Source organism: Stenotrophomonas sp. SI-NJAU-1, from assembly GCF_020883215.1.
GTDB classification, from domain to species: domain Bacteria; phylum Pseudomonadota; class Gammaproteobacteria; order Xanthomonadales; family Xanthomonadaceae; genus Stenotrophomonas; species Stenotrophomonas indicatrix.
The window spans coordinates 1,434,468-1,448,558 of sequence record NZ_CP086598.1 but is presented as its reverse complement, the minus strand read 5'-3'; the positions used below and the strand labels follow the sequence as shown (position 1 = coordinate 1,448,558).

The 14,091-nt window shown below is 68.3% G+C and carries 11 protein-coding genes; 8 read left to right on the top strand and 3 right to left on the bottom strand.

The window, feature by feature from the left end:
* The first annotated feature begins 36 nt into the window (after positions 1 to 36).
* From LMF57_RS06660 to rnt, 5 genes are all read left to right on the top strand, one after another.
* Complete coding sequence (locus tag LMF57_RS06660; protein WP_117309929.1) at positions 37 to 387, top strand: hypothetical protein; 351 nt, start codon at positions 37 to 39, stop codon at positions 385 to 387.
* Positions 374 to 1,249, top strand: coding sequence for a DUF692 domain-containing protein (locus LMF57_RS06655; protein ID WP_208082222.1), 876 nt, complete (start codon positions 374 to 376; stop codon positions 1,247 to 1,249). The genes LMF57_RS06660 and LMF57_RS06655 overlap by 14 nt, the downstream gene beginning before the upstream one ends.
* A complete protein-coding gene (locus LMF57_RS06650; RefSeq protein WP_229291130.1) occupies positions 1,242 to 1,997 on the top strand; it encodes a putative DNA-binding domain-containing protein in 756 nt (251 codons plus the stop codon). The genes LMF57_RS06655 and LMF57_RS06650 overlap by 8 nt, the downstream gene beginning before the upstream one ends.
* 23 nt (positions 1,998 to 2,020) lie before the next feature.
* A complete protein-coding gene (locus LMF57_RS06645) occupies positions 2,021 to 2,542 on the top strand; it encodes a DoxX family protein (RefSeq protein ID WP_229291129.1) in 522 nt (173 codons plus the stop codon).
* 464 nt (positions 2,543 to 3,006) lie between these two features.
* Entirely contained in the window at positions 3,007 to 3,591 is a 585-nt protein-coding gene (gene rnt / locus LMF57_RS06640) for a ribonuclease T (protein WP_005408782.1), read from the top strand.
* Between the two features lie 284 nt (positions 3,592 to 3,875).
* Here the strand turns inward: rnt and LMF57_RS06635 are convergent, their stop codons facing one another.
* The 3 genes from LMF57_RS06635 to LMF57_RS06625 form a co-directional block, all read right to left on the bottom strand.
* Entirely contained in the window at positions 3,876 to 6,896 is a 3,021-nt protein-coding gene (locus LMF57_RS06635; protein WP_117309925.1) for a ligand-binding sensor domain-containing diguanylate cyclase, read from the bottom strand.
* A gap of 213 nt (positions 6,897 to 7,109) precedes the next feature.
* Positions 7,110 to 8,501: an ATP-binding protein gene (locus LMF57_RS06630; protein WP_117309924.1), complete on the bottom strand. Its 1,392-nt coding sequence runs from the start codon at positions 8,499 to 8,501 to the stop codon at positions 7,110 to 7,112.
* A gap of 6 nt (positions 8,502 to 8,507) precedes the next feature.
* Positions 8,508 to 9,236 (bottom strand): response regulator, encoded by a 729-nt coding sequence (locus LMF57_RS06625; protein ID WP_025875399.1) that lies wholly within the window; start codon positions 9,234 to 9,236, stop codon positions 8,508 to 8,510.
* Between the two features lie 205 nt (positions 9,237 to 9,441).
* Here LMF57_RS06625 and LMF57_RS06620 point away from each other — a divergent pair, with 205 nt between their 5' ends.
* From LMF57_RS06620 to LMF57_RS06610, 3 genes are read left to right on the top strand one after another with little or no spacing between them, the layout of a single operon-like run.
* Positions 9,442 to 10,680, top strand: coding sequence for an efflux RND transporter periplasmic adaptor subunit (locus LMF57_RS06620; RefSeq protein WP_117309923.1), 1,239 nt, complete (start codon positions 9,442 to 9,444; stop codon positions 10,678 to 10,680).
* Entirely contained in the window at positions 10,677 to 12,635 is a 1,959-nt protein-coding gene (locus LMF57_RS06615) for a MacB family efflux pump subunit (RefSeq protein ID WP_208082219.1), read from the top strand. Before LMF57_RS06620 ends, LMF57_RS06615 begins: the two co-directional genes overlap by 4 nt.
* Complete coding sequence (locus tag LMF57_RS06610) at positions 12,632 to 14,071, top strand: efflux transporter outer membrane subunit (protein ID WP_324255957.1); 1,440 nt, start codon at positions 12,632 to 12,634, stop codon at positions 14,069 to 14,071. The genes LMF57_RS06615 and LMF57_RS06610 overlap by 4 nt, the downstream gene beginning before the upstream one ends.
* Positions 14,072 to 14,091 lie beyond the last annotated feature (20 nt).

Below are 14,091 nucleotides of genomic sequence, written 5' to 3'. Positions count from 1 at the left end.
CCACGGGCACCCGCCCACCACCCAGGAGCACGACCGATGAGCACCTCCAACAAGACGCTGTCCCTGCTGACCGCCACCGCCCTGGCCGCAGGCCTCGGCATGACCGCCTCCGCCTCGGCCCTGAGCATGACCGACCTCGCCCAGGGCTACCTGGTGGCCGGCCAGGCGGCCAAGGCCACCGACGCGAAGGCGACCGATGCAAAATCCGCCGACGCGGCCAAGCATGCCGAAGGCAAGTGTGGCGCCGACGGCAAGAGTGCTGAAGGCAAGTGCGGCGGCGACAAGGGCAAGGCGGCGGCCGGTGCGGACAGCAAGGCCAAGACCGGCGGTGACAAGAAGTCGGCCGAAGGCAAGTGCGGCGAAGGCAAGTGCGGTGGCAAGCACTGACGTCCGCGCCGGCGTCGTCCACCCGCGGTCGCCGCTTCCTGCGGCGGCCGTGGGCCTGGGCCTGCGCCGTGCCCTGCTGCAGGACCTGCGCGATGCACCGGCCGGCGATTTCGATTTCCTCGAATGCGCGCCGGAGAACTGGATCGGTGTCGGTGGTCCCGCAGGTGACGCATTGGCCGAACTGGCGGCGCGCCATCCGCTGAGCTGCCACGGCCTGTCATTGTCGCTGGGCGGCAGTGCCCCCCTGGATACCCAGCTGCTGGCGCAGGTGGGTGCGTTCCTGCAACAGCATCAGGTGCCGCTGTACAGCGAACACCTGAGCTACTGCAGCGACGAGGGCCACCTCTACGACCTGCTGCCGATTCCATTCACCGATGAAGCGGTACGCCACACCGCTGCCCGCATCGCCCGGGTGCAGGACATTCTCGGCCGTCGCATCGCCGTCGAAAACGTGTCGTACTACCTGGCGCCGGATCCGACGATGGACGAACTGGCCTTCACCACTGCCGTACTGGCCGAGGCCGACTGTGATCTGCTGCTGGACGTCAACAACGTCTACGTCAATGCCTGCAACCATGGCTACGATGCCGATGCCTTCATCGCCGGCCTGCCCGCACAACGCATCGTCTGCCTGCACGTAGCCGGGCACCTGGACGAGGCGCCGGACCTGAAGATCGACACCCACGGCAGCCCGGTGATCGACCCGGTGTGGGACCTGCTGGCACGCACCTACGCCCGCATCGGCCCACGCCCTACCCTGCTCGAACGCGACTTCAATTTCCCGCCCTACGCCGAGCTGCGGGGCGAACTGCAGACCATCCACCGCCTGCAGGCCGCGCATGCCGGAGCCGCCCATGGCTGACGCCCCCGAACGCCTGCGTGCGCAACAGCACGCGTTCACCGCGCACCTGCGCGACCCGGCGCAGGTACCGGCGCCGCCCGGCATGGACCCGCGCCGGGTGGCCGTGTACGAACGCCTGCTGTTCAACAATCTGCTGGGGTTGTTGAGCAATGGCTTCCCGGTCTGCGTGCGCCAGCTGGGCGAACCGGACTGGAGTGCACTGGTGCGCCACTATTTTGCCAGCCACCATTGCCACACCCCGTTGTTCACCGAACTGGCTGCCGAGTTCGTGCAGTGGCTGCAGGTGCAGCCGGAGCTGCCGCATCCGGCGCTTGCCGAACTGGCCCACTACGAGTGGGTGGAGACCGCGCTGTACCAGCTGCAGGCCGATCCGCTGCCGGAACCGGGCGACATCGATCCGCTGCAGGTGCCGCTGCGCCGCTCACCGCTGGCCTGGCCGCTGCTGTACCGCTGGCCGGTGCATCAGCTGGGTAGCGAAGATGCACCGTCGCAACCACCGGCAGAGCCCACCGGCCTGCTGGTGCGGCGCGATGCTGATGGCGCGGTGCGATTTGCCACCCTGACCAGCCTCGCAGTGCATCTGCTGACCCTGATCGGCGAGTCCCCCGGGGCCACCGGCCAACAACTTCTGCAGCAACTGGCCGCCCTGCACCACCTCGATCCCGACACATTGGCCGCCCCTGGCGCGCACCTGCTGCAGCAGTTCCTGCGTGCTGGCGTGATCGGTCCGCTCCCCGCTTCATCCTGACGCCCCTTCCAAGAGATACACCGATGAAGACCCCGCCCCTGGCCGCCGCACGCGGCCAGCTGGACCGTTTCGCCCCGTGGTTGGCCCCGCTTGGCCTGCGCCTGCTGCTTGCCTGGGAATTCTTCGAATCCGGGCGCGAGAAGCTGCACGGGCAGAACTGGTTCGCCGATCTGCAGGATGCCTTCCCGTTTCCGTTCGACCAGCTGCCCGCTGCTCTGAACTGGCAATTGGCCACCTGGTTCGAACTGGTGGGCGCAGCGTGCCTGCTGTTCGGCTTCGGCACCCGTTTTGCCGCCGCCAGCCTGCTGGTACTGACGGTTGTGGCAACGTACGCGGTGCACTGGCCGGCCGAATGGAACTCGCTGGGCGATCTGGCGATGGGCTACGCGATCAGCGACCAGGGCTTTGGCAACTTCAAACTGCCGCTGCTGTTCATGGCGATGCTGTTGCCGCTGCTGTTCACCGGCGCCGGGCGCCTGAGCGTGGATGCGGTGCTGGCGCGGTGGTATCCGTCGGCCCCCACGGCGCGGCCTGTGCTCCGGTAGAAGCCGACCCTGGTCGGCGCGCAGGGTGCCAACCAAGGTTGGCACCTACCAGGATCCCGGGCGCCCTGGTCGGCGCACGTCGCGCGGTCCGGTAAATGTCGTCCTTGGTCGGCGCACGTCACGCCGTGCGGTAGATGCCGACCTTGGTCGGCGCACGTCACGCCGTCCGGTAGATGCCGACCTTGGTCGGCGCACGTCACGCCGTCCGGTAGATGCCGACCTTGGTCGGCGCGTAGTGTGCCAACCAAGGTTGGCACCTACCAGGATCCCGGGCGCCGTGGTCGGCGCACGTCGCGCCGTCCGGTAGATGCCAACCTTGGTCGGCGCGCAGGGTACCAACCAAGGCTGGCACCTACCGGGATCCCGGTCGCTCAGGGTCGCTCTGCTAGAATCCATGCATGACCGACCCCACTTCCGCACCTGCCGCCCTCCCTGCTTCCGACGTACCCCAGGCGCAGCGCGCGATGTCACAACGCTTCCGCGGCTTCCTGCCGGTGGTGGTGGATGTTGAAACCGGCGGCTTCGACAGTCAGCGCAACGCGCTGCTGGAAATCGCCGCCGTGCCGATCGAGATGGACGAGAACGGCCTGCTCTATCCCGGCCAGACCGCCAGCGCCCACGTAGTGCCGGCCGAGGGGCTGGAGATCGACCCGAAGTCGCTGGAAGTGACCGGCATCATCCTCGACCACCCGTTCCGGCTGGCCAAGGAAGAAAAGGCCGCGCTGGACCACATCTTCACCCCGGTGCGCGCAGCGATGAAGAAGTACGGCTGCCAGCGCGCGATCCTGGTCGGCCACAACGCCCATTTCGATCTGGGCTTCGTCAACGCCGCGGTGGCCCGTACCGGGCACAAGCGCAACCCGTTCCACCCCTTCAGCGTGTTCGACACGGTCACCCTGGCGGGCATCGCCTATGGCCAGACGGTGCTGGCACGCGCGGCCACGGCGGCCGGGCTGGGCTGGGACGCCAACGAGGCGCACAGCGCGGTGTATGACACCGAGCAGACGGCGCGGTTGTTCTGCACGATCGCCAACGCCTGGCCGCGGTGAAGCAGCCAACGGCGGAGCCCCTCGTGGCGAATCGGCATTGCGGGTGAGGCCGGGCAGGATGGATTCGCGGGGGACGCCGTAAACCCATCCTTGGGGGCTTAGCCGCGCCATCCATGGCGCGGATACCCCGCGAACCCACCCTGCCCGGCCTTGGACAGTTTCCCGGGCGCCACGGGAAGATCAGAAAAGCGGGAGCAACAGCGGGTCGCTGCGCTCGATGGGTGCCGACTGTTGGTACGGCAATGCCAGTAGATCCACGCCATGCGTGGATGCTTTGCAGTGGATCAACCGATGCTCGTGCGATCCCGGCCGTCACTCTTGGCGCGGTACAACGCGCGGTCGGCGCGCTGGTACAGCAGTGCCGGGGTGCGGTCGTCGCCGTCCAGTTCCACCAGGCCGGCGCTGAAGGTCACCCGCAGGCCCGGGATGCCGGCCCAGTCCGGGTGGTCATGGAACAGGCCACGCAGGCGCGCGCACAGCTGCGCCGCCTCCTCCAGCCGGGTGTCATTGAGCAGCAGCGCGAATTCTTCGCCGCCGGTGCGTGCCGGCAGGTCCGAATCGCGGCTGGCGGCGGCGATCACCTGGGCCACTTCCACCAGTACCGCATCACCGATGCTGTGGCTGTGCTGGTCGTTGACATCCTTGAAGTGGTCGATGTCCAGCACCACCAGGCACAGCGGATGGCCGCTGCGCTGGGCGCGGGCGAAGTCACGGGCCAGCGCCTCGTCGAAGCCGCGACGGTTGGCCAGCCGGGTCAGCGCGTCTTCGCGGGCCTGCCGTTCGAACGCCTCGGCCTGCCGCGCCAGGCGCTCGGCCAGCTCGGTCTTCTCCTGGTTCAGGGCCTGCAGGTGCACGGTCTGCGCCTGCAGGTCGAAGGTCGCCTCGTCCACGCGCTGTGCCAGGCGCAGGTTGCTGGCCTTGTACTGCTGCAGCAGGAAGCGGTACAGCGCCACCAGCGCGGACAGCAGCATCAGCCCGATCAGCGCCTGCACGCTGTGCCGCTGCCACCAGAACGGCTCGACGGTGAAGTTCCACACCGCTTCCTGATGACCCCAGCTGCCGCCCGGGTGCGCGGCGGCCACGTGCAGCGTGTAATCACCCGGCGGCAGACCAACGAATTCCACGCTGCGCTGCGGGCCGCGCTCCACCCAACCGTTGTCCAGCCCCTCCAGCCGCGTGCGGTAGCGGATGCGGTCGGACATCAGGTAGCTCAGACCCACGTAGCTCACCGCAAGCCGTCGCCCACCGGGTATCAGGTTGCGCTCGCGGCCTTCCCAGTGCACCGGCGCACCGTCGACCTGTACGTTCTCGATTGCCGCAGGCGGTGCCGGGCGTTCACGGAAACGCTGCAGCCGCTGCGGGTCGACCATGCTCAGGCCGCCGGCGGTCACCACCCAGAAGGTGCCGTCATGGCGCAGGATCGCCGACGGGCCGGAGCTGCCGTTGGCCTGCGCGTTGGCGATGCCATCGATCTCGTTGTAGCGCTCCACCGTCACCCGCGGTGCACGCCCATCGGCCACCGCGTTGAGCGTGGCCATGTCGGTGCGCAGCACACCTCGGTTGCTGCTGACCCACACATTGCCCAAGCGGTCGGGCACCAGCTGGAACACCGCGTCCACCGGCATGCCCTGCTCCAGGCCCACCCGTGCCAGCGTCCCCGCCTGCCAGCGATACAGCCCGCGGTCGCTGCTGATCCACATCGCATCGCCGATCTGATGGAAGCCGAACACGCTGCGGCCCCCGCCCAGCGGCGCCAGGTCGATCGACTGTACCCGGTCACCGCGCAGCACGCGGACGCCTTCAATGGTGCCGATCCACAGATTTCCCTGGTGATCGTGTTCCAGCGCGGTGGTCAGGCCTGCCGGCATGCCCGCAATCGTGGGCACGCTCACCTCGTCGCCTTCGATGCGGACCACGCCCTTCTGTGTTCCCGCCCAGACCACGCCGTCGGGCGCGATGCTGATCGCACGGATGTTGCCGCCGGGCAGGCCATCGGCCACCGCGTAGTTGTGGCGAAGCCGTCCATCGGCGTGCAAGCGGTAGATGCCGTCGCCGAAGGTGCCCACCCACAGATCGCCGCCGGCATCCTGCGCCAGGCTCAGTACCGAGGGCGCCTTGCCACCGCGGTTGTGCAGCGGTATCGCGCGGAATCGACCGTCGGCGGTCTGCAGGTCCAGGCCGCTGGCGCTGCCCACCCAAAGATGCCGGTCACGGTCTTCGAGCACCGTGCGCACGTAGTCGCCGCTGAGCCCGTCGCGTTCGGTGTAACTGCTGAACAGGGTTTCGCGCAGGCGATACAGACCGCCGTTGGCGCCTACCCATATGCTGCCTTCAGCGTCCTCGCGCAGGCTGACCACACGCCCGCCGGGCAGGTTCAGACCTGCCGGCAGGCGCTCCAGGCCATGCGCCGAGATGCGCAGCAGGCCCTGGTTCTCGGTGCCCAGCCACAGGTCGCCATGGCGGTCCTGCAGCATGGCGGTCAAGTGCAGCTGTCCGGGCAGCCGATGCATCAGCACCAGGCGATCGCCCTCCACCCGATACAGGCGCTCGCCCGCGACGATCCACAGCGCGCCATCGGGTGCGCGATAGGGCCACGACAGGCCCTTGTCCACGCCCCACACCGCCGGCGCGCGCTGCAGTACGCCGTTGTTGTCGCGCAGCACCAGGCCGTCGAGGGTGCCGATCCAGACCCGGTCCTGCGCGTCGACCGCCATCTTGGTGAAACTCATCGCCAGCGGCAGGTCCGGCGGCGGGCGCTGGTAGACGATGCCCTTGTCCGGGGTCAGATAGCCGATGCCCTTGCCCTCGTACAACAGCCACAGGCGCCCTTGGCTGTCCATCTGCATGGACTGGATCAGCACCTGCGGCGTATCCGGTTGATGTTCCCAGACCCGCCACCGGCCATCGCTGCCACGGTGGCTGACATTGCCGCGCGAATCGCTGATCCACAGACCGCCCTGCGGGTCGACCAGCAGCGCGCCGATGCCGTTGTCGCGCAGCCCCGGCCGGGTGCTGCGGTCGAACACGGTGAAATCCAGGCCGTTGTAGCGCACCAGGCCTTCCCAGGTGGCGAACCACAGATGGCCTTCCGGGGTCTGCGCGATGTCGCGCAGCGAGTTGTGCGGCAGACCATTACGCGAGGTCCACACATCGATGGCGTAGTCACGCAGTGGCGGCGCGCCACCTTGCGCGGCCAATGGCGCGGCAACCGCCAGCAGCAGCCACAGCACACCCAGCCGCAGCAGGCGACCGATGTTCTCCGCGTGGCGCCCGGCCCGGCGCCTGCCCGTCCCCTGCCCGCCCATCAGCGCGGCGGCGGCGGCCAGCTGCGGATGCCGGTGGCGGCAGCAGACGCGAACAGGGACAGCCGCACCGCGCAGGGCGGCATGCCGGCAGGAACAGGCAGGCTCATCGGAGGAAGAATGGGGAAGTACGCAGATGATAGGGCAAACCCTGTCGCCGGCGTCACCGCACCCGGGCAGCCCGGCGCAACCGGGCCCGGGCCGGGATCGACGCTGCTAGCGCGCCTCGGCGCTGGCCGACCACTGCACCACCGCTTCCAGCCCACCCTCGGGGCGGTTGCGCAACCACAACCGGGCGCCGTCCTTCTCCGCCAGCGCGCGGGCGATGGTCAGGCCCAGGCCGGCACCGCCGGTCTCGCGCGAACGTGATGTCTCCACCCGCACGAATGGGTCGAACACCGCTTCCAGCTGGTCATCGGCCAGCCCGGGGCCATCATCGGCAACGACCACCGTAATCGTGTCCTCGCCGCGTTCAACGCGTACCCGGGCGCGTTGCGCGTACATCACCGCGTTGTCCACCAGATTGGAGAACAGGCGGTGCATCGCCAACGGGCGCAGCATCAGTACCGCGCCGCTGCGGCCTTCGAAAACGACGTCGGCGCCGTCCTCGGCGGTGTCCTCGACGATGCTCTCCAGCAGTGAATCCAGATCCAGCGCGGCGCGCTGTTCGGCACTCTCCGCACTCCGGGCCAGTTCCAGCCCCTCGCGTACCAGCGCCTGCATCGCAGCCAGGTCGCCGATCAGGCGCTCGCGCAGCGTCTCGTCGGTCACGTTTTCCAGGCGCAGGCGCAGCCGGGTCAAGGGCGTCTGCAGGTCGTGGGTGATCGCCGCCAGCATCTGCGTGCGTTCGGCCAGGTGGCGCTGCAGCCGGTGCTGCATTGCATTGAAGGCTTCGGCGGCGCGCCGCACTTCGCGCGGCCCGCGCAGCGGCAAGGGTGCCCGCTGCAGGTCATCGCCCAGGTCTTCGGCGGCGGCCGCCAGCTCCTGCAGCGGCGCACTGGCCATGCGTGCAACCACGTAGGCCAGCACGGCAATGGCCAGTACCAGCAGGGTCAGGAACAGCGGGTCCACGGCAAGGATGCCGTTGTGCGCGATCGCCGGCGAATCCAGGGCGAGCTTCAGCAACGTGCCGTCATTGAGCACCACGTCCACCGCCCGGCACTTGGGCGGAATGAAGGTGGGATCGCGCTCGTGTGGCGGCTTGCGGTGACCCGGCGGCGGTGGCGGCAGCAGTTCCTGCAGCTTGGGAATGCACGAACGGAACGAGGCGAAGTGCACATGCGCCCGCGACACCGGGCCCGGGCGGTCTTCCAGTACTTCCATCAGCGCCTTGTCGGCCCGCCCGATGCGCGCGCCGGGCTGCAGTGCCCGCACGCTGGGGCCACCGATCTCCAGCAGCCGCTCGCGCAGCTCCGGGTTGCCGTCGAGCAGGTTGATGTAGCCCTGCAGGCGGTCGGCGATGCGGTTCAGGTTCTGCCGCTCGAATTCCTGCTGCCGCTTGGAACTGGCCAGCATGGTCGCGCCGATCGCTGCCACGCTCATGCCCAGCAGCAGGATCACGAACAGCCGTCCGACCATCGAGGACAGGAAGTGGCGCAGGCGCTTCATCGCGGCTTATTCCAGGTTGACGGCCGAGGCCAGCACATAGCCTTCGTTGCGCACGGTCTTGATCAGGCCATCGGGGCCACCGTCATCGGCCAGCTTGTTGCGCAGCCGGCTGACCTGCAGGTCGATCGCCCGGTCCTGCGCTTCATAGTTGCGGCCGCTGCTGAGGGCCACCAGCTGCTCGCGCGAGAGCACCTTGTTGGCATGGGCGATGAACACCCGCAGCAGGCGGAATTCGGCCCCGGACAGCACCACCACGCGCCCGTCCGGATCGACCAGGTGGCGATGCTCCAGGTCGAAGATCCAGCGTGAGAAACGCGCACGGCGCACCGCCAGCGGTTCCAGGTTGGCCGGCAGCGCTTCGGTGCGGCGCAGCACGTTGCGGATGCGCGCCAGCAGTTCACGCGGCTCGAACGGCTTGGCCAGGTAGTCGTCGGCGCCCATTTCCAGGCCGAGTACGCGGTCGATCGGCTCGGCGCGCGCGGTGAGCATGATCACCGGCGTGTTCGAGCGCGCGCGAAGGTCGCGGCACAGGGTCAGGCCATCCTCGCGCGGCAGGTTGAGGTCGAGCACGATCAGGTCCACGTGTTCGCGTTCCAGCAGCTGGCGCATGCTGGTGCCATCGGCGGCGGTGCTGACCTGGTAGCCAGCACGGCCGAGCTGCTCGGCCAGCAGGGTGCGGATATCGTTATCGTCATCGACGATCAGCAAACGGTGCATCGGGTTTTCAGTCTCCATGTCGCGAATCATCCCGTGTCGGCAGCTGAACCGCATCCAGGCCAATGCGTACCACTGTATCCCCCGCAATGCGGGATACCTGCCGATACGCAGTCTCTCAGACAGTGTTACACAGAGACACACCCCGAGGATTGAGCGCGGCGTCGCTCGATCTTCACAATGCCCACCAACGCCGCCACTGCGGCCCCCAGAGTGAAGCCGCCACGTGATCTCCCGCCTGTTGCCCGCGACCCGCAAGGGTCGCCTGATGTTGATCGCCCTGATTGTCCTGATCGCCGCTGTATCCGCCTGGTGGCTGCTGCGCAAGCCGGCCGCACCGGCGCTGGCGACCACCCCGGTCAGCCGCGGCGACATCGAGCAGACGGTGGAAGCTACCGGCGTGATCGACGCCTACAAGCTGGTCAGCGTCGGCGCGCAGGCCTCCGGCCAGATCAAGTCGCTGAAGGTGCAGCTGGGCGATACGGTGAAGGAAGGCGACCTGATCGCCGAGATCGACGCCACCACCCAGCAGAACCAGGTGCTCAACGCGCAGGCCTCGCTGGACCAGGTGACCGCGCAGCGCGCAGTGCAGCAGGCCACCCTGCGCCAGGCCGAACTGGAGTTCGCGCGCCAGCAGCAGATGCTGGCTGCCGAAGCCACTTCGCGCCAGGAATACGATGCCGCCGAGGCCCAGCTGAAGACTGCGCGTGCGCAGCTGCAGTCCTACGAGGCGCAGATCAAGGGCCGCGAAACCGAGCTGGGCACTGCCCGTGCCAACCTGGCCTACACCCGCATCGTCGCGCCGATGGACGGCACCGTGGTGGCGGTAGTGGCCGAGGAAGGCCGCACGGTGAACGCCAACCAGACCGCGCCGACCATCGTGATGCTGGCACGGCTGGACGTAGTGACCGTCAATGCCGAGGTGTCCGAGGCCGACGTGGTCAAGATCAAGGCCGGCATGCCGGTGTACTTCACCACGCTGGGTGACCCGGACCGCAAGTACCACGCTACGCTGCGGCAGATCAATCCGGCACCGGCGTCGATCGCCAACGAAAGCTCGTCCAGTTCCAGCAGCTCGTCCAGTTCCAGCTCCAGCAGCGCGGTCTACTACAACGCGTTGTTCGACGTCGAAAACCCCGATGGCACCCTGCGCATCGACATGACCGCACAGGTATCGGTGCTGCTCAAGCAGGCCAAGGGCGTGCTGATGGTGCCGGCCGTTGCACTGGGACCGAAGTCGCGCGATGGCGAGCGCATCGTGCGGGTGGTCGACGACAAGGGCCAGCCGCAGCCGCGCAGGATCAAGGTCGGCATCAACAACGGCGCCAACGTCGAGGTGCTGTCCGGCCTGAAGGAAGGCGAGCGCGTGGTGGTCGGCGAAGGCGGCGCTGCGGCAGCCGCGGGCGGCGGCAACCGTGGCGGCATGCAGATGCGGGTCGGCGGCCCGGGCATGGGGCGCCGATGAGCATGACGGCGCCACTGCTGCGCCTGCGCGACCTGCGGCGCGAATTCCCGGCCGGCGAGGATGTCATCGCCGTGCTGCGCGACGTCAACCTGGACATCCATGCCGGCGAGATGGTGGCGATCGTCGGCCAGTCCGGGTCGGGCAAGTCCACGTTGATGAACATCCTCGGCTGCCTGGACCGCCCGACCCGTGGCAGCTACCAGGTGGCGGGCCGCGAGACCGGGAAAATGGCGCCCGACGAGCTGGCCGAGCTGCGCCGCGAGCACTTCGGTTTCATCTTCCAGCGCTACCACCTGCTGGGTGATCTCGACGCACGCGGCAATGTGGCCGTGCCGGCGGTGTATGCCGGCAGCCCCGGCCCGGTGCGCACTGCGCGTGCCGAGCAGTTGCTGCAGCGGCTGGGCCTGGCCGACCGCATGCACCACAAACCCGGGCAGCTGTCCGGTGGCCAGCAGCAGCGCGTGTCGATCGCGCGCGCGTTGATGAACGGTGGCGAGGTGATCCTGGCCGACGAACCGACCGGCGCCCTGGACACGAAATCCGGCGAAGAGGTGATGGCCATCCTCGGCGAACTGCATGCCGAAGGCCACACCATCATCATCGTCACCCACGACATGAGCGTGGCCGAGCACGCACAGCGCATCATCGAGATCCGCGACGGCGAGATCATCGCCGACCGTGCCAATCCGGCCGCGCCCAGCTACCGTGCGCAACGCGAGCCGAGCGCTGGCGTGGCCCATGGCAGCAGCTGGCAGGCCGCCCGCGACCGCTTCACCGAAGCGTTCCGGATGGCCCTGCTGGCGATGAACGCCCATCGCCTGCGTACCTTCCTGACCATGCTCGGCATCATCATCGGCATCGCTTCGGTGGTCTCGGTGGTGGCACTGGGCAACGGTTCGCAGCAGCAGATCCTGCAGAACATCAGCGCGCTGGGTACCAACACCATCGACGTCTACCCCGGTCGCGGCTTCGGCGACATGCGTTCGGCGCGGGTGCAGACCCTCAAGGCCAGCGATGCCGATGCCCTGTCACGGCAGAGCTACGTCGACAGCGCCACCCCCAGCGTGTCCAGTTCGGCCACCGCGCGCTACCGCAACCAGTCGGCCACCGCGCAGATCAGCGGCGTCGGCGAGCAGTACTTCCGGGTGAAGGGCGTGAGCCTGCTCAGCGGCAGCTTCTTCGACACCGACGCGGTGAAGGGGCTGGGCCAGGTGGCGGTGATCGATGAGAACACCCGGACCCAGTTCTTCCCCGATAGCGATCCGATCGGCCAGGTGATCCTGCTTGGCAACGTGCCGGTGCGGGTGGTCGGCGTGGCCAAGAAGCAGAGCTTCGGTTTCGGCGGCAGCACCAGCCTGAGCGTGTTCGTGCCCTACACCACGGTAATGTCGCGCATGCTCGGGCAGAGCCACGTTTCCAGCATCACCGTGCGGGTGAACGATGAAACGCCGATGGATGCGGCACAGGAAGCGATCACCCGGCTGCTGACCATGCGCCACGGCACCGAGGACTTCTTCCTCAGCAACAGCGCCGAGATCCGCGACACCATCGAACAGACCACGCGCACGATGACCCTGCTGATCGGCGCCATTGCCGCCATCGCGCTGCTGGTCGGTGGCATCGGCGTGATGAACATCATGCTGGTCTCGGTGACCGAGCGCACCCGCGAGATCGGCGTGCGCATGGCGGTGGGGGCGCGGCAGAGCGACATCCGCCAGCAGTTCCTGATCGAAGCGGTGCTGGTATGCCTGCTCGGCGGATTGCTTGGCATCGGCCTGGCACTGCTGATGGGCGTGTTGATCGGCCGGTTCGCCAGCGATTTCCAAGTGCTGTTCTCCACCGCTTCCATCATTGCCGCCTTCGCCTGCTCGACCCTGATCGGCGTGGCGTTCGGCTTCCTGCCGGCACGCAGTGCCGCCCAGCTCGACCCGGTGGAGGCCCTGGCCCGCGAATGAAGATGATGACCCGACTGCCCTTCCCCGCTCCCTCGCGCCTGCTGCTGTCCGGCGCCGTGCTGCTTGCACTCTCCGCCTGCGCTTCCGTGGGCCGCTATCCGGTCGAAGACCCCAGCGTTGCCGCCACCTATGGTCGTGGCGATGCGACCCTCAACGCACCGGCCGACGACCCACGCAGTGGCCTGGACACCCCGGCCCGCGACATCCGCCAGGACAACTGGTGGACCGGCTTCGGCGACGAGCGCCTCGACCGCCTCGTCGCGCAGGCGCTTGCCGCCAACAGCGACCTCGGTGCGGCCGGGCTGGCGGTGCAGCGTGCACGCCTGCAGGCCGGGCTGGCCAGCAACGCGTTGTGGCCGCAGCCTTCGTCGTCCGGCGTGAGCGGCAGCGGCAGCCGCGCCACCGACCAGGCCGACGACTGGCGCCGCAGCTATTCCACCGGCGTGTCGCTGGGGTGGGAGATCGATCTGTGGGGCCGCCTGCGCACCCAGCGCGACATCGCCCGCTGGGAGGCCGACGCCAGCGAAGAAGACCGGCAGAACACCGCCCTGCTGGTGATCGGCGATGTCATCAACCAGTACTGGGCACTGGCCTACCTCAACCAATCCATCGCCACCGGCCAGGCCAACCTTGAGCGGCTGCAGCGCACGCACGAACTGGTACAGGCGCGCTTCGATGCCGGTGCGGTTTCGCGCCTGGAAGTACGCCAGGCACTGCAGAACCTGCAGTCGCAGCGTTCGGCGCAGAGCGCGCTGGAACAACAGCGGGTGGAGGTGCGCAACGCGCTGACCGTGCTGCTGGATGGCACGCCGTGGCCGCAGCAGGACGAACCGCAGAACCTGCTGGAGGCGCAGAGCCCGAGCATTGCCGAAGGCCTGCCCGCCGACCTGCTCGGCCGCCGGCCCGACCTGCGCGCGGCCGAACTGCGGCTGCGCAACAGCCTGAAGACGATCCGGGTGACCGCCACCCAGTACTACCCGGCACTGAGTCTTACCGGCAGCCTGGGTTCCAGCGCCACCTCGCTGGGCGATGTGCTGCGCAATCCGGTGGCGACGCTGGGGGCTGGGCTGTCGCTGCCCTTCCTCAACCTGCAGCGCGCGCAGCTGGATACGGACGTGGCCGGGACCAACTACCAGATCGCCGCCACCAACTTCCGCAAGACGCTGTACACCGCGCTGTCGGAGGTGGACAACGCCTTGTCCGCACGCGAGCAGCTGCTGCGCCAGGTAACCGCGTCGCAGGCGTCCTACGATGAAGCGGTGGAAGTGGAACGTGCACAGGAAGTGCGCTATCGCGTGGGCGCCACCGATCTGCGCACCTGGCTGGAAGCGCAGCAGACCCGGCGCGACGCGGAACTGTCACTGGCACGGGTGCGGCAGAGCCAGTTGAACAACGACGTGACGCTGTTCAAGGCGTTGGGAGGCAGTGCGGGGTAAGGCGCTGCGTCATGCATGTA